General features: G+C 64.8%; 17 protein-coding genes and 1 pseudogene. 9 read left to right on the top strand and 9 right to left on the bottom strand.

From position 1 onward, the window contains the following. Positions 1–26: 26 nt before the first annotated feature. Positions 27–1,082, bottom strand: coding sequence for a LacI family DNA-binding transcriptional regulator (locus AC13FN_RS11905; RefSeq protein ID WP_197578837.1), 1,056 nt, complete (start codon positions 1,080–1,082; stop codon positions 27–29). Between the two features lie 239 nt (positions 1,083–1,321). Here AC13FN_RS11905 and AC13FN_RS11900 point away from each other — a divergent pair, with 239 nt between their 5' ends. From AC13FN_RS11900 to AC13FN_RS11885, 4 genes are all read left to right on the top strand, one after another. Beyond that, positions 1,322–1,912, top strand: a complete 591-nt coding sequence (locus AC13FN_RS11900; RefSeq protein WP_049436148.1) for a cysteine dioxygenase family protein — start codon at positions 1,322–1,324, stop codon at positions 1,910–1,912. A gap of 116 nt (positions 1,913–2,028) precedes the next feature. Then, positions 2,029–2,667, top strand: coding sequence for a bifunctional 4-hydroxy-2-oxoglutarate aldolase/2-dehydro-3-deoxy-phosphogluconate aldolase (gene eda / locus AC13FN_RS11895; protein WP_197644344.1), 639 nt, complete (start codon positions 2,029–2,031; stop codon positions 2,665–2,667). Positions 2,668–2,763: 96 nt separating this feature from the next. After that, the gene (gene adhP / locus AC13FN_RS11890; protein ID WP_049436145.1) at positions 2,764–3,792 is read left to right on the top strand and encodes an alcohol dehydrogenase AdhP; all 1,029 of its coding nucleotides are present in this window, start codon (positions 2,764–2,766) and stop codon (positions 3,790–3,792) included. A 128-nt stretch (positions 3,793–3,920) separates the two neighbouring features. Then, complete coding sequence (locus AC13FN_RS11885; protein ID WP_049436144.1) at positions 3,921–4,313, top strand: hypothetical protein; 393 nt, start codon at positions 3,921–3,923, stop codon at positions 4,311–4,313. Between the two features lie 75 nt (positions 4,314–4,388). Here AC13FN_RS11885 and ligD read toward each other — a convergent pair whose 3' ends face one another. From ligD to AC13FN_RS11870, 3 genes are all read right to left on the bottom strand, one after another. Then, complete coding sequence (gene ligD / locus AC13FN_RS11880; protein WP_482984394.1) at positions 4,389–6,875, bottom strand: DNA ligase D; 2,487 nt, start codon at positions 6,873–6,875, stop codon at positions 4,389–4,391. A gap of 3 nt (positions 6,876–6,878) precedes the next feature. Beyond that, complete coding sequence (gene ku / locus AC13FN_RS11875; RefSeq protein ID WP_217014696.1) at positions 6,879–7,784, bottom strand: non-homologous end joining protein Ku; 906 nt, start codon at positions 7,782–7,784, stop codon at positions 6,879–6,881. A gap of 139 nt (positions 7,785–7,923) precedes the next feature. Beyond that, positions 7,924–8,322: a hypothetical protein gene (locus AC13FN_RS11870; protein WP_010487387.1), complete on the bottom strand. Its 399-nt coding sequence runs from the start codon at positions 8,320–8,322 to the stop codon at positions 7,924–7,926. Between the two features lie 145 nt (positions 8,323–8,467). Between AC13FN_RS11870 and AC13FN_RS11865 the strand changes: the two genes are divergently transcribed. Then, positions 8,468–8,812 (top strand): hypothetical protein, encoded by a 345-nt coding sequence (locus AC13FN_RS11865; protein WP_029380149.1) that lies wholly within the window; start codon positions 8,468–8,470, stop codon positions 8,810–8,812. Positions 8,813–8,854: 42 nt separating this feature from the next. Here the strand turns inward: AC13FN_RS11865 and AC13FN_RS11860 are convergent, their stop codons facing one another. Continuing rightward, a complete protein-coding gene (locus tag AC13FN_RS11860; RefSeq protein ID WP_482984395.1) occupies positions 8,855–10,960 on the bottom strand; it encodes a TonB-dependent receptor family protein in 2,106 nt (701 codons plus the stop codon). 171 nt (positions 10,961–11,131) lie between these two features. Between AC13FN_RS11860 and AC13FN_RS11855 the strand changes: the two genes are divergently transcribed. The 3 genes from AC13FN_RS11855 (at position 11,132) to AC13FN_RS11845 (ending at position 14,590) form a co-directional block, all read left to right on the top strand. Further along, positions 11,132–12,334: an amino acid aminotransferase gene (locus AC13FN_RS11855; protein WP_329766996.1), complete on the top strand. Its 1,203-nt coding sequence runs from the start codon at positions 11,132–11,134 to the stop codon at positions 12,332–12,334. A 420-nt stretch (positions 12,335–12,754) separates the two neighbouring features. Further along, the gene (locus AC13FN_RS11850) at positions 12,755–13,771 is read left to right on the top strand and encodes a class 1 fructose-bisphosphatase (RefSeq protein ID WP_049436134.1); all 1,017 of its coding nucleotides are present in this window, start codon (positions 12,755–12,757) and stop codon (positions 13,769–13,771) included. A 108-nt stretch (positions 13,772–13,879) separates the two neighbouring features. Next, complete coding sequence (locus AC13FN_RS11845) at positions 13,880–14,590, top strand: 2OG-Fe(II) oxygenase (protein ID WP_032129276.1); 711 nt, start codon at positions 13,880–13,882, stop codon at positions 14,588–14,590. Between the two features lie 62 nt (positions 14,591–14,652). Here the strand turns inward: AC13FN_RS11845 and AC13FN_RS11840 are convergent, their stop codons facing one another. Both AC13FN_RS11840 and AC13FN_RS11835 read right to left on the bottom strand, forming a co-directional pair. Beyond that, complete coding sequence (locus tag AC13FN_RS11840) at positions 14,653–15,123, bottom strand: hypothetical protein (protein ID WP_482984396.1); 471 nt, start codon at positions 15,121–15,123, stop codon at positions 14,653–14,655. Further along, the gene (locus tag AC13FN_RS11835; protein WP_482984397.1) at positions 15,120–15,410 is read right to left on the bottom strand and encodes a hypothetical protein; all 291 of its coding nucleotides are present in this window, start codon (positions 15,408–15,410) and stop codon (positions 15,120–15,122) included. Before AC13FN_RS11835 ends, AC13FN_RS11840 begins: the two co-directional genes overlap by 4 nt. A gap of 78 nt (positions 15,411–15,488) precedes the next feature. Between AC13FN_RS11835 and AC13FN_RS11830 the strand changes: the two are divergent. Further along, positions 15,489–15,725, top strand: a pseudogene (locus AC13FN_RS11830) (2OG-Fe(II) oxygenase); the annotation flags it as partial. A gap of 10 nt (positions 15,726–15,735) precedes the next feature. On the opposite strand, the gene AC13FN_RS11825 reads toward AC13FN_RS11830, so the two are convergent. After that, the gene (locus AC13FN_RS11825) at positions 15,736–16,407 is read right to left on the bottom strand and encodes a hypothetical protein (protein WP_482984398.1); all 672 of its coding nucleotides are present in this window, start codon (positions 16,405–16,407) and stop codon (positions 15,736–15,738) included. Further along, on the bottom strand, positions 16,340–18,475 hold the full coding sequence (locus AC13FN_RS11820) for an RHS repeat-associated core domain-containing protein (protein ID WP_478415504.1): 2,136 nt from the start codon (positions 18,473–18,475) through the stop codon (positions 16,340–16,342). Before AC13FN_RS11820 ends, AC13FN_RS11825 begins: the two co-directional genes overlap by 68 nt. Positions 18,476–18,646: the final 171 nt, after the last annotated feature.

Here is an 18,646-nt window from a genome sequence, read left to right as displayed (position 1 = left end):
CAGCGGCGCAGGCGAGGGCAGGGCAGTCAGGCGTCCACGGCCCGGCAGGAACCGCGCACCATCAGTTGCGGATGCACGCTGGTTGCGGTCGGCGCATCCGGCACGTCGGCCTGCACCAGCATCGCCGCAGCCACGCGGCCGATATCGGACACATGGCGACGCACCGAGGTCAGCGGCGGCCACAGCCGCGACGCCAGCGGGCTGTCGTCGTAGCTGACGATCGACAACTGCTGCGGCACCGCGATGCCCGCACGCAATGCCACCTGGTACACGCCGGCAGCCATTTCATCGTTGCCGGCAAAGATCGCACTGGGGCGTTGTCCGCCCATCAGCAGTCGCTCTGCGGCATGCACGCCGGACTCGAAGGTGTCGCCCGCTTCCAGCACCCGCTCACCCGGCAGGGTCAGGCCCACCTGGGCCAACCGGTCGAGGAAGCCATGGGTGCGCTCGCGTGCGGTACGGCGGTCGCCCGGACCGGCAATCACCGCGATGTCGCGGTGGCCGAGCGAGAGCAGGTAGCCCGCTGCCGCGGCTGCACCGTCGCGATCGTGGGTGACCACGGCCTGTGCCTCGTCATCCGACACATGCGCGTTGATGCGGACGTAGCGGCATTCGATGCCGTCGAGCATCTCCGTCAACGCTGTCGACTCGGAGGCACGCGGGCCCAGGATCACGCCATGCAGCTTCTGCTGCTGCACGAAGCGGCGCACGCCGTGCGCGCAGTCCGGAGACTGGCTGTCGCAGGGATGCACGACCAGCTCATAACCGGTGCCGCGCAGCGCTTCCAGCGCGCCGTGCTGCAGGTCGACGATGCATTGGGCGCCCGGGTCGTCATACACCAGGCCGATCAGGAAGGAGCGGCGGAACGCGAGACCGCGTGCCAGGGGGTCGGGCACGTAACCGACCTCGCGCATCAACGCCTCGACCTTGTCGCGGGTGTCTTTGCGCACCAGCGGCGAGTTGTTGATGATTCTTGAAACCGTTTTCTTGGAAACTCCCGACAGTCGTGCGATGTCGTTGATCGTGGCAGCCTTGCCCTTCGATGCCGGCAACGCGGCATCGCTAATAATTCGCACTGACATGTATAGAACCAGGTAAGTCGGAGAATTCTAGCCTTGCGCCCGTGGGGCGCGAAGTTGCGGAATGTCGCAGAGGATCTGAATCGTGTCGTGTTCGACACGTTCTGCTGCGCGAGGTTCCATTGTGATCGCTCTACTGCCTATGCATCTGAACCGCTCTTCCGCGCGTGTTCACCTTGAATGCGGGCGCGACGCGCGCGAACGCCAACATTCCCTTAACCAGGCTCCGCTACAGTCGGGGCATGGACCTGCAGACCTCTCCGTTTCCGGCGTTCCGTGGCCGCGATCGGTTGATCGCCGCAGTCGACGCGGCGATGACCTCCGGTGATGCCGAGCGCATCACCGCCGACCTGCAGCTTGCGCTGCAGGAAGCCATCGCGGACAGCCGCATCGAGTTGCCCGAGTGCGTGCACCGTCCGGTCAGTGATCATTACGCGCGACGCCCGCTGTACCACAGCCGCGAACACGGCTACAGCGTGATTGCCATGAGCTGGGGCCCAGGGCAGGGCACGCCGCTGCACGACCACGATGCCATGTGGTGTGTGGAGGGAGTGTGGTCAGGCGAGCTGGAGATCACCCGGTATGAACTGCTGGAGTGTGCCGGCGAGCGCTGGCGCTTCCGTCGCCATGCCGTGCTGCGCGGGGGCTGCGGCAGTGCCGGCAGCCTGATTCCGCCGCACGAGTACCACACCCTGCGCAACGCCAGCGATGACGCACTGGCGATCTCGGTACACGTGTACGAGGCGCAGATGGAGCGCTCGGCGGTGTTCGATCCGCTCGGTGGTGACTGGTACCAGCGCCGCATCCAGGCATTGCAGGCCGACCCGGCCTGAACCGAGGGCAGGGCGGTGCGCCGCCAGCACCTTCGTGAGCCACGTGGCATCATGCGCCGCTGCGCTGCCGGACCCGGCGGCGATCCGCGATGCCCCGTCGGGCAAGGAGCAAGACCATGTCCAGCGCTGATCCGCGCCTGCGCGCGCTGTTGAAGCTTGCACCGGTGATTCCGGTGTACACCCCCGAAGATGTGAATGAAGCGGTCGAAGTGGCCCAGGCGCTGTTCCGCGGCGGCCTGCCGGTGATCGAAGTGACGCTGCGCACGCCGCAGGCACTGGATGCGATCAAGGCCATGGTCGAGGCCGTGCCCGATGCGGTGATCGGCGCCGGCACCGTGCTCAACGCCGCACAGATGCAGGCGGCGAAGCAGGCCGGTGCGCGCTTTGCCGTTTCCCCGGGCGCCACGCCGGCGCTGTATGCGGCCGCGCGCGATGCCGACCTGCCATACCTGCCCGGTGCCGCCACCGCCTCGGACCTGATCCTGGGCCTGGAGCACGGCCACGACACCTTCAAGTTCTTCCCGGCGGTGCAGGCCGGTGGCGCCGCACTGCTGGCGGCCTGGTACGGCCCGTTCGCCGATGTGCGCTTCTGCCCGACCGGCGGCATCAGCGCGCAGACTGCGCCGCAGTTCCTGCACCTGCCCAACGTGCTGTGCGTGGGCGGCTCGTGGCTGACCACGCCGGCACTGCTGCAGACCCGTGACTGGGACGCCATCGAGCGCCTCGCCCGCGAGGCGTCGGTGCTGGCCGGCTGAACCTGCTGCACGAATCGTCAAAGGTTTGATCGTGATCAAAGCGCCGGCCTCGAGCCGGCGTCATTCTGTGGGCAAGCGCACTACGGAGATCCGAACATGAATTCGACCATGAAGGCCGCTGTCGTGCGTGAGTTCGGCAAGCCACTGGTGATCGAGGAAGTCCAGGTACCGCGCCCGGGGGCGGGCGAAGTACTGGTCAAGATCGAGGCCTGTGGCGTCTGCCACACCGACCTGCACGCCGCCGAGGGCGACTGGCCGGTGAAACCGAACCCGCCGTTCATCCCCGGTCACGAGGGCGTGGGGCACATCGTGGCCGTGGGAGGCGGGGTAGGGCACGTCAAGGAAGGCGACAGGGTCGGCATCCCCTGGTTGTACTCGGCGTGTGGCCATTGCGAACACTGCCTGGGCGGCTGGGAAACGCTGTGCGAGACGCAGCGCAACACCGGCTACTCGGTCAACGGCGGCTTCGCCGAGTACGCACTGGCCGATGCCAACTATGTCGGCCTGCTTCCGAAGGAAGTGGGCTTCGTCGAGATCGCGCCGGTGCTGTGCGCCGGCGTGACCGTCTACAAGGGCCTGAAGGTGACCGACACCAAGCCAGGGGACTGGGTGGTGATTTCCGGCATCGGCGGCCTGGGCCACATGGCCGTGCAGTACGCCCGCGCAATGGGCCTGAACGTGGCGGCGGTGGACGTGGACGACAACAAGCTGGCGTTGGCCCGGCAGCTCGGCGCGCAGATCACCGTCAACGCGCGCACCACCGACCCCGCTGCCTTCCTGAAGAAGGAAATCGGCGGCGCGCACGGCGCCCTGGTCACGGCGGTGTCGCCGAAGGCGTTCGAGCAGGCACTGGGCATGGTCCGCCGTGGCGGTACCGTTTCGCTCAACGGTCTGCCGCCGGGCAACTTCCCGCTGGACATCTTCGGCATGGTGCTCAACGGCATCACCGTGCGGGGCTCGATCGTCGGCACCCGGCTGGACCTGCAGGAGTCGTTGCAGTTCGCCGCCGAGGGCAAGGTCGCCGCCACAGTCAGCACCGACCGCCTGGAAAACATCAACGAGGTGTTCGCGCGCATGCACGCGGGCACCATCGAAGGCCGCGTGGTGCTCGACTTCGCCGCCTGACCGCCTGTGCATGGCCGCCGTCGCTCCGTCCCCCTCTCCCACGGACGCGGCGGCCATGCCGATCCATCGGTAGTACCGGCCGCAGGCCGGCAAACCCCAGGCACGCCGCACAGCCGTACAATGCGCGCATGCCCGGCCTGCTCAAGACCCTGTTCCTGTCCTTCGTCGCCCTGATCGGCGGCGTGCTGTCGCTTGCGCTGGTCAGCAGCGTCGCCAGCTGGCTGCCGCCGCTGGTGGGCATGTCGCCGGACAACAACAGCGTGCAGCTGGGGTGGGATCTGGCCTTCAGCGTGCTCGGTGGCATCGCCGGCATTTCCTTCGCCACCTACTACGCGCCCTGCTGGCCGCGCTCGCATGGTTTTTCGATCTGGTCGTTGATCGCACTGGGCTGCGGCTACGCGGTGTGGACCGCAGGCGCGGATTTCCCGCTCTGGTTCGTCATTTCGCTGCTGGCGTCGCTGCCGTTGCAGCTGCTGATCGGCTGGTGGTTCGGCCGCCGCGCGTCGCGCGACGCAAGGTAACGCCGCCCCTGTAGAGCCGAGCCCATGCTCGGCGGCCTGTGTCTATGTGCATGAAAGCCGAGCATGGGCTCGGCTCTACAGGTCCATGCGCGGCAACGTCTGCTTCAAGCGCTCGATGCCGTGCCACGGGTTTCCCTTCAGCCGCTTCGCCCGCGCCAGTGCCTTGGCCATCGGAAACGCGTCGGCCGCACTGACGCGTGCAAGCTCTTCCCAGCGCAGCGGCACTGCCACGCCGGCACTGTCGCGTGCACGCAGCGACCACGAGCACACGCTGGTGGCGCCTCGCGTATTGCGCAGCCAGTCGATGAAGATCACCCCGCCGCGCTTGGCCTTGCTCATCGTCGCCACGTAGCGATCAGGCTGCTCCAGCGCCATTGCCTGCGCGAACGCCTCGCAGAACGCCTTCGCCTCGTCCCAGCCTGCCTTGGGCTGCAGCGGCACCACCACGTGCAGGCCCTTGCCACCGGACAGGCGTACGAAGCTCATCAGGCCCACCTGCTGCAGGCGGTCACGCACATCGCGTGCACCGGCTTTCACCTGTGCCCAGCTGACGCCTTCGCCGGGGTCGAGATCGAACACCAGGCGATCCGGATGTTCGGGATCGGCCACGGTCGCGCCCCAGGGATGCAGCTCCAGAGTGTTCATCTGCACCAGCTGCAGCAGGCCGCGCGTGTCGTCGATGTAGACGTAATCCTCGCGGCCGCTCTTCTGCTGCAGGGGCACCGCATGTACCGCATCGCCCAGGCCGGGACCATGGTGCTTCTGGAAGAAACAAGCCTTGCCCACGCCGTCCGGGCAGCGCAGCAGTGACAGTGGACGTCCGGCGATTTCGGGCAGGATCCAGCGCGCCATGCGCTGGTAGTAGTCGGCCACGTCGCCCTTGCGCAGTTTCTGCTTTGGAAACACCACCCGCTCCGGATGAGTGATCTGGACCTCACCTCCGGCTTCGGCATCTGCGGTGCTCATTCCCAGGTCCTCCTTCTGCTTGTCGCTGCGCAGCCGCTTGAAACTGGCCTGGCGCAGCAGGCCTTCCTTGCCCCAGCCACGGAAGGCGACCTCGGCGACTGCCACCGGCTTCACCCAGCTTACGCTGGCAGCGCGGAACGGCACATGCACCGGCAGCTGCAGCACGGGCGTCTTCACTGCCAACGGCCGCAGTGCCTTGAGCAGCGCGCGCAGGCTTTCATCGTCGAAGCCGGTGCCAACGCGTCCCACATAGCGCAGGCCAGCCTTGTCCGGCGTGGCCAGAAGCAGCGAACCGAATCCCACCCGGGAACCCTTGGGTGCCGTGTAGCCGACAATCACGAACTCGTCGGTGTCTTCGTGCTTCACCTTCACCCAGCTGCGCGCGCGGGTATTCACGTATGGCGCATCCACCTGCTTGCTGACGATGCCTTCAAAGCCGGCCTCGCCGCTGGCATCGAATACCTGCGGCCCATGGTCGATCACGTGTTCGCTGAAGGCCAGGGTGCCGGGCGCTGGCCCAATGAGGTCCTTCAGCAGCGCCTTGCGCTCCACCAGCGGTGCACGACTGATATCCACGCCGGCCACACCCGGAAGATCGAACACGATGTAGCGCAGTGGTTGTTTCGAACTGCCGTCGATCACGCGCTGCAACGCTGCGAAGTCACTGCGTCCTTCCTTGTCCAGCACCACCAGCTCACCGTCCAGGCGCGCATCGCGCACCGGCAGCGCCTGCACGGCCTGCACGACCTCGGGAAAATCGGCCGTCCAGTCCAGGCCGTTGCGCGAGCGGAGTTTCACCTCGCCAGCGTGCAGGTCGGCCAGCAGCCGATAGCCATCCCACTTGATCTCATGCAGCCAGCGCTCGCCGTCCGGGGCACTGTCACGATGATTGGTCAACTGCGGTTTGAACCCGCGCGGATAGGGCGTATCACGTGCGCCATGCAGCTGCAGTGCGCGTGCATGCCAGCGCGCATCGGCCTTGCGTGTGGTCGTCCGCGCGGCGGGGACCGAGCGCACCGCCTTCCCTGCGGAACGCTTCTTCGCCGCAGGTTCTCGTTTCGGCATCGGTGCCGTCAGCAGGTCATCCGCCTCGGCGTCGCGCGCTTCACCATCGTCGCGCTTGATCAGCAGCCATTGCACCTGGCGTCCTTTCATCGCGGTGCGCACCAGCTTCCAGCCACCGATCAGGCGTTGCCCATGCAGGACGAAGTCGATCTTGCCCGCCGCCAGTGCCTGCAGAGGATCACCTTCGCAGGCCCAGGTGCCGTGATCGAAGACTTCCACGTGGCCCGCACCATAGTGGCCTTCGGGAATGTCTCCCTCGAAAGTGGCGTAGGACAGCGGGTGATCTTCCACTTCCACGGCCAGCCGCTTCTCACCGACGCGAAGCGAAGGACCTTTCGGCACCGCCCAGCTCTTCAGCACGCCGTCCATCTCAAGGCGGAAGTCGTAGTGGCGCGAGCTGGCATGGTGCAGCTGGATGACGAAGGTCGGCCGCCGCTTCGGATCACCGTGGGCGCGCGTGTCGTCAGGCTCCGGTGTCTGCCCGGCGCCACCGCCAAGTCGGCGTTTGCGCCGGTACTGGTGCAGCGACATGGTTCAACCTGCCTTGCGCCGGGTGGTTTTCTTCACGGCCTTTTTGGCGGTCTTCTTCGCAGCCTTCTTCGCCGGTGCCTTGCGCGTCGCTGTCTTCTTCGCCGGCGTGCGCGTGTTCGCGTCCAGGCTCTTCTGCAGCAGTGCCATGAAATCGACCACGTTGGTACTGGCGTCCTCGCGCGGTGCCGGCTCATCGTCCACCCGCGTGGTGCCGCCCTTGGACTTGATGCGCTTGTTCAGCACCTGCTGCAGGCGCTCGCGGAATTCATCGTGGTACTGCGACGGATCCCAGTCGCCGGCCATCGACTCGATCAACTGTTCGGCCATCGCCGTTTCCTTGCTGGTGATGCGGTAGTCGGCCAGCTTCCCGGTGGGCAGCTTGTAATCCTCGGGATCCACCAGTTCCTGCGGATAGCGCAGGATCATCAGCACCAGCGCGTCCTGCTGTGGCATCACCGCACACAGGTATTCCCGTGTGCGCACCACTACCCGTGCGATGCCGACCTTGCCGGTACTGCGCAATGTCTCGCGCAGCAGCACGTAGCCCTTTTCGGCCTTCTTGCCGGGTACCAGCAGATAGGGTTTCTCGTAGTAGCGCGGGTCGATCTGCGCCGCGTCCACGAACGATTCCACCTCCACCGCTTCGTGGCTTTCCGGCGCGGCCGACCGGATATCACCTTCCTCCAGCACGACGTAGCTGCCCTTGTCGTACTCATAGGCTTTGACGATGTCCTTCCAGGGCACTTCCTCGCCGGTGTCGGCGTTGACCCGTTCGAAGCGGATCGGCTTGCGATCGCGGGAGTCGAGCATGCGGAACTGCAGATCGACCTTGCGTTCGCCGGACATCAGCGACACCGGCACATTGAGCAGGCCAAACGACAGCGTGCCAGTCCAGATCGGGCGGGCCATGGGCGCACCTTTGGCGGGGCAGGGTGCCCAGCGTGGGCCGGAGGGTGTAAACCAGCCGTGTCCGTGCCGTGCACGTCAGGTAGCGCGGCCACTTGGCTGTAGAGCCGAGCCCACGCTCGGCTGCTTCAAGTGCCCGCCACTACTGCAGCAACGGCCTCACCGCCGCCGCCGGAATATGGTCCAGTGCGCGCCAGGCGTCCTCCACCACCGGCCGTGCCTGCGACCAGCTCAACCGCGACTGCCCGCGCATCTGCTCCCAGTGCTCGGCCAGTTCCTCGCAGGTATCGGCGGCATCACCACGTGGCCAATCCGCGGCATGGGTGGTCAGCGCGAAGGCATACACCGGGCACAGATCACGCCAGTTGCGGTGGCTCTGGCCACGCCTCTCCTCGTAGTCGCTGAGCATGTACTGCAGGTAATCCTGTGCCACCGCCTGCGGATCTTCCTGGCGGCGCGTGCGGCGCTGCGCGGTGCGCTGGCCAAGCGGATCGAGCAGGGCGTTGAACACGGACGGTGCGGGTCGTTCAAGACGGGGCATGGCCGGCTCCTGCAGCGGGGGCGGGTGGGCAGGAATACGCGCGGTGCCGTTACCGGGGGGTGAGCGAGATGTTCATGACGCCAGGTTCGCAGTGGCTTTACCTGCAGGGCGGTGTAGTGGGAGCCCCGAGTGCAGGTACCAGACCATGAGCCGAGAGACCTCACGAGACCCGATGCGGGAAAACCACCCGCCCCTTCCCGGTGAACAGCGCGGCAAGCGCGATGCCGACAACGCCGACTACCGCGGCACCGGTGCGCCGTTCTTCGATGCCGAGCACGGTGACGACCATCTGCCGGTGAGACATGTGGCTGAACAGGCGGCCCAGGACCGCAAGGATGGCGGTGACCGCCATCGCGGTGGCCAGGAGAGCCCGCTCAAGCGCCGCGAGCGCAAGCAGCGCGCCAGCGACAACCAGGACGAGGCGCTGGAGGAAACCTTCCCCGCCAGCGACCCGACCTCGCCGTTCGTACCGGCCAAGGCCCCCGATTGACGGTAGCGCCGGGCCCTGCCCGGCGCGCGCAGCGGTCCCGCGCTAGCGCCACGACCACTGCACCCCCACGCTGGCCCGCCGTCCCGGCCCGGGCTCGTAGTAGCGGCCATTGCCATCGTTGACGATCACCGAGCCGATGTAGGCCTGGTCCAGCACGTTCTCCAGCCGCGCGAAAGCACGCAGTTCACCGCCGGGCAGGGTCCAGCGGCGTCCGCCCTCCACGTGCAACAAGGCAAAGCCCGGCGCCCGTTCGGTGGCGACGTCGTTGACCACGGTATCGCTGCTGGCCGTGGCCTCCAGTGCCCATTGCCAGTCGGCAGGGCTCCACTGCAGGCGGGCGAACGCCTGCTGGCGCGGCACACCCGGCAAGCGACTGCCCGCCGCGACCACGTTGTTCGAGGTCAGGTAAGGCGAGCGCACCTGCGCCTGCAGCCAAGTCCAGGCCAACTGCAGTTCCAATTGCTCGGCCAGCGGCTGTCGGTACTGCAGTTCCACGCCCTGGCGGCGGGTGCGGCCAATGTTGCGATAGGTGCTGCGCCCTCCGGTGTTGCTGGCAACGGCCAGCTCATCGTCGGTATCTGCACGGAACAGGCTGATATCGAGCTGGGTTCCGCCCTGCGCGTGCCACTTGCTGCCAATCTCCAGATTGCGGCTGCGGGCGGCCGCCAGGTCCAGTGCCAATCCCGCCTGCCCGTCGGCGCGATAGCCCAGTTCGTTGAAGGTGGGGGTTTCGAAACCGCGGCCGACCGCAGCATGCAGCCGCCACTGCGGGCTGGCCTCAAAGCTGATCCCGGCCACCGGCGTGGTGGCCTGGTAGCGCCGGCGGCCACTGTCATCCGGGTTGCGGCCGATGATGTAGCGGTCGTCGGATTCGAAGCGCACGGTGCTGTGGCGCAGGCCAGCCAGCAATGACCAGCGTGGACTCCACTGCCACCACGCCTGCGCGAACTGATCGACGTTATGCACGGTGTCGATCTGGTCTCTGCGCAGGCGCCCACGTACGCCCAGCGTGCTGCCGATGAAGTTCTCGTAGCCGGTCCGATGCTGGCGCTGGCGGTCGGCGCTGAGCCCGGCCACCAGGTCCAGCGGTCGCCCGGCCAGATCGCCGTGCCAGCCCCAGCGCGCGTCCAGCCCGCCGTAGCCGGCGTCCAGATCGATCACGCCGCCGGCATGCAGCGGATTGGCCTGCGCCGTGGGCGGAATGGGCAGGAACTGGGTCACCGCGCGCTGCCCGGCATAGCCCATCAACTGCCAGCGCTGCGCGCCCGTTTCACGGGTCCAGCGCAGGCCGGCCTGCTGCTGGCGCACCGATTTGCGGGTGTTGTACGGGTGCGCCACCGCCGTGGCCTGGCGCGGATCAGCCGCCACCTGGGCACGGGTCAGGCCCAGCGGATCCTGTGCATCGGGGGCATCGAGCGCATTGAGCAACAGCTCCAGCCGCCCACCGCCCAGCGCACCACCGATGCGTGCGTTGAGCGATTCACGGCGCGCACGGCTGTGGTCCCGCCAGCCATCGGTGCGGAGGTGATTGGCGGCGATGTTGTAGTCCAGCAGTTGGCCGGCACCCTTCAGCTGCGCGCCGACACTGAGCGTGTTGTCGGCGCCAGCGTTGAGCCGCAGCCGCCAGGGGTCGCCGGCCTGGCCCTGCGCGCTCCAGACCTGCAGCACGCCGCCGGAGGAGTTGCCGTACAGCGCCGAGAACGGCCCGCGCAGCACCTCGATGCGTTCAGCGCCCAACAGGCTGGCATGCGACAGCTGGCCCTGGCCGTCGGGCATGGTCGCGGGCACCCCGTCGATCAACACACGCACCCCGCGCACACCGAAAGTCGAGCGCGCGCCGAAACCACGGATCGACAGCTGCGTGTCCTGGGCAAAGTTCTGCCGGTCGCGTGCCAGCAGTCCGGGGACCCCGGCCAAGGCCTCAGACAGCTGCGCGCCGGTGCCCGCGCGGCTGGCGTCGATCCAGACCGTGTCCTGGCTGGCCGGCAGCGCGAACGGGTCGATGCCCGGCACCCGAGCAGCCTGTACCTGCACCGCAGGCAGGGCGGTGGGCGCAGGCTCGGCCACCGCTGTCCAGGGCGACAGCAGCAGGGCAGACAGCGGCAGGGCGGACAGCGGCAGGCAACAGCGTCGTGCGGCGGGATTCATGATTCAGGTTGATGGATCGGGCGGCAACGCACGCCATGGTACGGGGCCGCGGATGACGATGGCGGCGGCCAGCCCCGGCGGGCTTTGTTACGATGGGCTGTTTCCGGCCGAAAAGCCGCGAACCGCGTGGCGCAATTCCTCCCCCTTTCCGTCTACCGAACGAGTACCGCCGTGTCCTTCTTTGCAAACGTGGAACTGGTCCCAGGCGACCCGATCCTGGGCCTGACCGAGGCGTACAACGCCGACAGCCGCCCGACCAAGGTCAACCTGGGTGTGGGCATCTACTACGACGAGAGCGGCCGCATTCCGCTGCTGCGCGCCGTCAAGCAGATAGAGCAGCAGCTCGCCGCTGAAGCCAAACCGCGCGGCTATCTGCCGATCGATGGCCTGCCGGCGTACACGCAGGCCACGCGTGAGCTGGTGTTCGGCAAGGACTCGCCGCTGCTGGCCGCCGGCCGCGTCACCACCGCACAGACCGTCGGTGGCAGCGGTGCGCTGCGCGTCGGCGCCGACGTGCTGAAGAAGCTGCTGCCGCACGCCACCGTTGCGCTGAGCAACCCGAGCTGGGAAAACCACCGCGCCGTGTTCAGCGCGGCCGGCTTCGAGGTGGTGGACTACACCTACTTCGACCCGACCACCCACGGCGTCAACTTCGACGGCCTGCTGGCCGACCTGGGCAAGCTGGAAGCCGGCACCGTGGTGCTGCTGCATGCCTGCTGCCACAACCCCACCGGTGCCGACCTCACGGTCACCCAGTGGAAGCAGGTCGCCCAGCTGCTGAAGGACCGCCAGCTGTTCCCCTTCATCGACATGGCCTACCAGGGCTTCGACAAGGGCATCGAGCAGGACGGCGCCGCCGTGCGCATCATCGCCGAAGCCGGCATCGACAGCTTCATCGTCGCCAACTCGTACTCCAAGTCGTTCTCGCTGTATGGCGAACGCGTGGGTGCGCTGTCGATGGTGGCGCCGACCGCCGCTGACGCCAAGGCCGTGCAGTCGCAGGTCAAGCGCGTGATCCGCACCATCTACTCCAGCCCGTCCACTCACGGTGCTGCGCTGGTGGCCGGCGTACTGACCAACCCGGAACTGCGCGCGATGTGGGAGCAGGAGCTGACCGAGATGCGCGAGCGCATCCACGCCCTGCGCCACGGCCTGGTCGAGAAGCTGGCCGCTGCCGGTGCCCCGCAGTTCGGTTTCATCAACGAGCAGGCCGGCATGTTCTCCTACTCCGGCCTGAGCCGTGAGCAGGTCGAACGCCTGCGCGACGAGTTCGGCATCTACGCCGTCGGCACCGGCCGCATCTGCGTGGCCGCGCTGAACCAGAACAACCTGGAATACGTCGCCAAGGCCGTGGCCACCGTCGCCAAGGGCTGAAGCAAGGCTCCAGTAGCTTGAAGACAAAGGCGCCGAAAGGCGCCTTTGTTTTTTGCTCTTGCTCTTGCCTTTGCCATTCCCACCGCGCTCGCGGCGAACCCTGAAGCGCAGGGCGAGGCACACCGTGGCCAGGACCGTGAGGCGCATGGATGCGCCGACCGAGCCCCCATGGGTGAGGGCGCTTTGCCTGCGAGGCATGCCTCGCAAGCGCCAGAACGCACAGCCGCCAGCGGCTGGGCCGGACCACGGAGTGGGGTTTACGGCGTGTCCTGGCCACGGTGTGCCTCGCCCTGCGCCTCCATGAAGGAAGGCGCCGACAGCGCAACGCATCTGGAAACGATTACGCCTTCCCGCGCTCACGCACGCCCCCGCCAGACGCGCGACAATAGGCGTTTTCCCGCTGCCGAGACCTGCCCGACCATGTCCCGTACTTCGTTGACCCGCTTCCTGATCCAGGAACAGCACGCCGGCCGCATCAATGCCGACCTGCGCCAGCTGATCGCCGTGGTCGCCCGCGCCTGCACCAGCATCTCCATCGCCGTCAGCAAGGGCGCCCTCGGTGGCGTGCTCGGCGACGCCGGTACCGGCAACGTGCAGGGCGAAGCGCAGAAGAAGCTGGATGTGATCAGCAACGAGATCCTGCTTGAAGCCAACGCCTGGGGGGGCCACCTCGCCGCGTGCGCCTCCGAAGAAATGGACCACAGCCAGCCGGTGCCGGACATCTACCCGCGCGGCGATTTCCTGCTGCTGTTCGATCCTCTCGATGGCAGCTCCAACATCGACGTCAACGTCTCCGTCGGCACCATCTTCTCCGTGCTGCGCTGCCCGACCAACGTCGAACTGCCGGGCGATGACGCCTTCCTGCAGCCGGGCAGCAAGCAGATCGCCGCCGGCTACTGCATCTACGGGCCCAGCACCCAGCTGGTGCTGACCGTCGGCCACGGTACCCATGCCTTCACCCTGGACCGCGAGAAGGGCGAGTTCGTGCTGACCACCGAGAACATGCAGATCCCGGCGGCAACCCAGGAGTTCGCCATCAACATGTCCAACCAGCGTCACTGGGAAGCGCCGATGCAGGCCTACGTGGGCGACCTGCTGGCGGGCAAGGAAGGCGCGCGCGGCAAGAACTTCAACATGCGCTGGATCGCCAGCATGGTGGCGGACGTGCATCGCATCCTGACCCGTGGCGGCATCTTCATCTACCCGTGGGACAAGAAGGATCCGTCCAAGGCCGGCAAGCTGCGCCTGATGTACGAAGCCAACCCGATGGGCCTACTGGTCGAGCAGGCCGGCGGCGCCGCCTGGACCGGCCGCGAGCGCATCCTCGACATCCAGCCTGACCAGCTGCACCAGCGCGTACCGGTGTTCCTGGGCTCGCGCGAGGAAGTGGCTGAAGCCGTGCGCTACCACAACGCGCACGACGACGCACAGGGCTGAGGGCCTATCGCCTGACAGCGGTCATGGCAGTTCGATGACATGACCGTGGGGTGACACCGAGGGCGGCAAACGGCACCATCAAGCCGTTGCCGCCTAAGGAATGCACGCATGCACGAGCAGGGCCCGGTCGATTTCATCGAAGTCATCCACAACGCCGTCCCCAGCGAGGTCTGCGCGGCCATCGTTGAACGCCTGCGCGCCACGCGTGGCCTGCAGCCCGGTGCCGTGGGCAGTGGCGTGTTCCCGGAACTCAAGCACAGCAAGGATCTGCGCATCAGTGGCCTGGACGGCTGGCAGGATGTCGACCAGCAGCTGCAGATCGCGGTGTTCAACGGCCTGCTGACTTATCTACGCCGTTATCCACAGGCGTTGATTGCGCCGCTGATGTTGCAGATCCAGGACAGCAACGGCCAACCGCGACGCCTGTCTGCCGAGGACTTCCCTGACATGCCGCAGCAGCAGCTGGCCGATCTGGCCCGCACCTGCCTGCGCCCGGGTGCGATCAACCTGCAGTGGTACGCAGCGGGCGAGGGCGGTTATCCGTACTGGCACTGCGAGCTGTACCCGAAGGATGCGCAGGCCGAGACTCTGCACCGGCACGTGTTGTGGACGCTGTACCTCAACGACGACTTCGAGGAAGGCGAAACCGAGTTCCTGTTCCAGGGCCGCAAGATCGCACCACGCACCGGCAGCCTGCTGATTGCGCCGACGGCGTTCACTCATACCCATCGTGGCAATCGCCCGCAGGGTGGGGACAAGTTCATCGCGACCAGCTGGATCCTGTTCCAGAGTGCGCAGAAGTTGTTTGGGGGAGGGTGAGGTCATCGTACTTCTCCCGATTGGAGCCGATATCCAGGCAAGTTCGTTATGCCGTCGGTGGTTTACCGGGCCTCAGGAGAGCAGTAGTAGTCGCCGCCCCTGTCCGAGTCCCAGTAGGTTCCTCCATAGAGCTTCACCGTACTGCCTCTTGTCGTCAGCTCTACCGAGCGCGCCAGGCGATCCTCGCAGAAGACCATCAATCTGTAATGGCGCTGCCGTTTGTCTTTCTGCAGTCGCCACCGCTTCTCTGCGGCTTGTTTGATGAAGAAAGCGGCGATCTGCTCTGGATCAGATTCGAGTTCGGCGTCGAAGACGGCCCCCAAGAACGTGACCTTCGGTAAGAACTTAACGTTCGTGGGATGGCTCCCTGAAGGAAGTTCAAAGGTCTCGGTAGCAGCGCGCAGTTCTGCTTCTGTTGGCTTTCCGGTCCAATCGGCACCTCCGGTGGATCCGAACATTGAAAGATAGGTACCGCCTATCAGGCCCGCAATGACAGCGCACAGGAGCAGATGGAGCAGCGGTACCTTTTTCATGGCCCATTCCCCGACTGCCGTTGTTCGCCGCCACTTGAATCCCGCAAGGCTACAGTCGTCTTTGCACCGAGCACCGGATCATTGATGCTCGACGGACCGGGTCGCTTGCGAGGACGACGTCGATACAGGATCCCTCCCGCTGCCCCACCAAATACGGCCATGCCGAGGCCGACCAGCTCTTCGCTGCCTAGCGGATCCGCTGACAGCAATTTGGCCGCTGTCAGTAGAAGAAAGTTCAATGGGAGCATCCACAGGAACGCGATGCCCAGCCAGTAGATGATCTTCATTTCATGCGCTCATGGATCCGGAAGCATCGACTCGAACCGGTAGGCGGATATGGTTCGCATCCATGATGCTGAACGCTCCTCTTGTGGACGCTGTACCTCAACGACGACATTGACGAAGGCGAGACCGAGTTCCTGTTCCAGGGGCGGAAGATCGTACTTCGCACCGGCAGTTTGTTGATCGCCCCGATCGCGTTCACCCACGCCTATCGTGGCAACCGGCCGCAGGGCGACGACAAGTTCATCGCCACCAGCTGGCTCCTGTTCCAGAGTGCGCAGAAGTTGTTTGGGGGGAATGCGGTGCAGCAGTACATGTAACAACAGACCGCTACTTCCCTCTCACTGGGTGGGCCTGATCAAAAGGCGAGGCGTCCGGGTCAGCTTTGCCCGTCCAGGCATCCAGTTGGCCAATGTCCAGTTCCGTTGTTCTGAATCTCTCAGAAATACGAGCAGGAACATCACACTCTCCCCGCCATTCCAACGGGCTCTTCTGATCGAAGAGAGCGTCGACCTGAATATCAACGCGGCCCGGACTGGACGATACGATCGTAATCGTTCCCGACGATGCAGCACCATAGCATCCATTCTTGCCCGCGAACGCACTGGGCCCGGTGCTACGGAACGCCTTGGCTGTGCCATCCGCTATTTTGTAGGAATCGCCAGACTTAAGTCCGTCTGGCAACTCGACAGTGAGTTTCATGAAACTCGATCTATCTCTCCTCCACGAGGAATAGAATGTTCTGATTCCGAACACCTTGCGGTCGCCAGGGACGATCTGATGGCAATCGAAAAGAAGATGCCGACTATCGACCCGCAAACAATCCGGAGCATTCATCGCCGCCTTATCGACGAAGAATCGAACACTCTGTGCTGCAGCTGCGTCGCCGCCGGGAATGGAAAACAGAAATGCACAGGCTGTCAACGCTAGTAAATTATTCACAGCTTTCTGTAGCAAGCTTGATCTTGGCAGCATTTCGGCTCGTTCTCCGCGCAGCCTCATCGTAGATTTCCTTGTGGCGCCCAGTGTACTTATCTCCATTGCCCGAGAGCACGCCTCTATTGCGATGGAGAACTTCATGGACGATGGTGTCATATAGCTCTCTCTTCTGAGCATCAGAAAGGACCTCAAGATACTGCTTGTCTAAGTAGAGCCTTCTGGTTACGTGATTGTACTGCCCGGCCACATTTCCCATATCCCTTACAAATGGATCACGTGCAGGGAAATCAAGATCCGTTTCCGTTGCCTTCGCGAGTGCGTATAGGCGATCAATGTCTTCCTGAGTCAAACCTAGTGGATCAATGAAGTTTATTGGATTCCCTGAGACGTACGCGTAGGTATTCAATCCCCCCGCCAAGCCAATCGGATCACTCTGCACATACCGGCCAATACTCGCGTCATAGTCGCGGAAGCCGTTGTACCAGAGGCCGCTTTCCGCGTCGTAGTACTGGCCCGGGAAGCCAATGTTCAACCCGCCAATCTCATCCTTCTGGACACTGCGCCCATAGGCGTAGTTGTACGCCTTCCAGACGGTCTGCTGGCTTGGGCTGGTGACGAACTCCGGGCGTCCCAAATGATCGGTATGCACGTAATTGTGCTGCCCGCTTCGCGCCAATCCCACCAGCTCTCCATCAAACCAGAAATAATTGGTCCACACGCCGTTGTTCAGCTCAGTCATGAGCTGGTTCTGGCCAGCGTAGAAGTAGCGGCTGTTGATGTTCTTGTTGACCTTCGCAACGCGCTGCCCCTGCGCATTGAGCACGTAGTCAGTCGCAGTGCCACCGATGTTGCTGCGGCTCATGCGATTGAAGGCGTCGTATTCATAGGTGCTGATCCGGCTGCCGGCGGTTTCGCTGATGCGATTTCCCAATGCGTCGTACTGGTACTGACGGCTGCCGTCCTGGTTGGTGTAGTTCAGCACCCGGTTGCTCCCCGGGTCGATGCTGTATTGGGTCAGCTGATTGCCTGCCTGATAGCGGTCGTGATTGCCGCCGGCATCGTAGGAAAGATTGTTGATGACACCGAAGCGGGTCAGCTTGGTCATACGACTCAACGCGTCGTAGCCGATCAACTGGGTCATGTTCGGGTCGACAGCGTCGACAATGGCGGTGATTTCGCCATCGCCGCTGTACTGATAGTCCCAATAGCTGACCTTGCTGCCATTGGGTCCCCAGACCGACATTGCGGTCAGCCGCCCCTCCTGATCGTGGTTGTAGCCCCGGGCAAGCCCGTTGCCATAGGCCAGCCACTCATGCGCTCCCGTGACCTTCCAGTTGGCCTGGGAGATGATTGAGCGTTGAGTCCCGTCGACCGTCGCCATCAACGCACTTGGTTTTCCTTGGGAGCCATATGTGTAGGTCGCCTTGTCACCGTTGGGATAGGTGATCTGGCTCAGGCGATTGATGCCGTCGTATCCATAGGTGGTGCTGTAGTCCGTCTTCTGACCAGCCAGATCGGTGAAGTCGCGCCGTATCTGCAGCTGTCCGTTCGGTGTATAGGCAAAATGGGTGGCGGTTCCGGGCCCTGAAGTGCCGCACAGCTGACCTTTACCGTTGCCGCACCAATCGTAGCTATAACCCATTGTTCGGCCTTCTGCGCTCGCAGAAGTCATTCGTCCCAGACCGTCGTAGCCGAAGGAGACGACGCTGCCATCGGCCCGCGCCGTCGAAGTCCTCAGACCTGCAGCATCGTACTGGTGCTGTGTCGTTCCCGTATCCGGACTCACCTGTTTCCACATCTGGCCGAAACCATCGAATTCGTAGGTGGTAACGAGATTGCGGGGATCGCTCACACGGATGGGGCGATCTGCCAGGTCGTAGGCAATCTGAGTCGTGCCCCCGGCGGCGTCGATTGATTTGATCAGGCGTCCACGGGGATCGTAGCTCATACGGGTGACACGATTCTGGGAATCGGTCACCTGGGTGACGCGTCCCTCCGCGTCATAGGCATAGCGGACGTTCTGTACCCCATTGCCGCGCTCGACGATCACGCGGCCCAGTTCGTCGTACTCATATGTGTTGACGGAGACAACAGCGTTCAGCCCGATCAGGGCAAGCGTCAGTGCTGGCATATGGATGGTCCTTTCTTACCGAGGGCGTTCGCAGACGCTGCGACCGCAACTTCCCTTGTTGTTCTCGACCGACTGAAAGACGTTTGCTTCCACGGCCCAAGCCGCACCACCGGACGCAGTTCTCGCGCAGTACCTGTAGTTCACCCTCTGGATAACAGCATTCGATTGGAT

The organism is Stenotrophomonas sp. 115C5, assembly GCF_056861055.1.
The sequence above is the reverse complement of the archived record's forward strand: the minus strand, read 5'-3'. Positions and strand labels throughout refer to the sequence as shown.

Coding starts and splice junctions, on each gene's coding strand:
- adhP (WP_049436145.1), top strand. CDS start 2,764: ATGAATTCGACCATGAAGGCCGCTGTCGTGCGTGAGTTCGGCAAGCCA.
- ku (WP_217014696.1), bottom strand. CDS start 7,784: ATGGCCCGCCCGATCTGGACTGGCACGCTGTCGTTTGGCCTGCTCAAT.
- AC13FN_RS11900 (WP_049436148.1), top strand. CDS start 1,322: ATGGACCTGCAGACCTCTCCGTTTCCGGCGTTCCGTGGCCGCGATCGG.
- AC13FN_RS11845 (WP_032129276.1), top strand. CDS start 13,880: ATGCACGAGCAGGGCCCGGTCGATTTCATCGAAGTCATCCACAACGCC.
- ligD (WP_482984394.1), bottom strand. CDS start 6,875: ATGTCGCTGCACCAGTACCGGCGCAAACGCCGACTTGGCGGTGGCGCC.
- eda (WP_197644344.1), top strand. CDS start 2,029: ATGTCCAGCGCTGATCCGCGCCTGCGCGCGCTGTTGAAGCTTGCACCG.
- AC13FN_RS11840 (WP_482984396.1), bottom strand. CDS start 15,123: ATGAAAAAGGTACCGCTGCTCCATCTGCTCCTGTGCGCTGTCATTGCG.
- AC13FN_RS11865 (WP_029380149.1), top strand. CDS start 8,468: ATGAGCCGAGAGACCTCACGAGACCCGATGCGGGAAAACCACCCGCCC.
- AC13FN_RS11885 (WP_049436144.1), top strand. CDS start 3,921: ATGCCCGGCCTGCTCAAGACCCTGTTCCTGTCCTTCGTCGCCCTGATC.
- AC13FN_RS11850 (WP_049436134.1), top strand. CDS start 12,755: ATGTCCCGTACTTCGTTGACCCGCTTCCTGATCCAGGAACAGCACGCC.
- AC13FN_RS11870 (WP_010487387.1), bottom strand. CDS start 8,322: ATGCCCCGTCTTGAACGACCCGCACCGTCCGTGTTCAACGCCCTGCTC.
- AC13FN_RS11860 (WP_482984395.1), bottom strand. CDS start 10,960: ATGAATCCCGCCGCACGACGCTGTTGCCTGCCGCTGTCCGCCCTGCCG.
- AC13FN_RS11835 (WP_482984397.1), bottom strand. CDS start 15,410: ATGAAGATCATCTACTGGCTGGGCATCGCGTTCCTGTGGATGCTCCCA.
- AC13FN_RS11825 (WP_482984398.1), bottom strand. CDS start 16,407: ATGAGGCTGCGCGGAGAACGAGCCGAAATGCTGCCAAGATCAAGCTTG.
- AC13FN_RS11820 (WP_478415504.1), bottom strand. CDS start 18,475: ATGCCAGCACTGACGCTTGCCCTGATCGGGCTGAACGCTGTTGTCTCC.
- AC13FN_RS11905 (WP_197578837.1), bottom strand. CDS start 1,082: ATGTCAGTGCGAATTATTAGCGATGCCGCGTTGCCGGCATCGAAGGGC.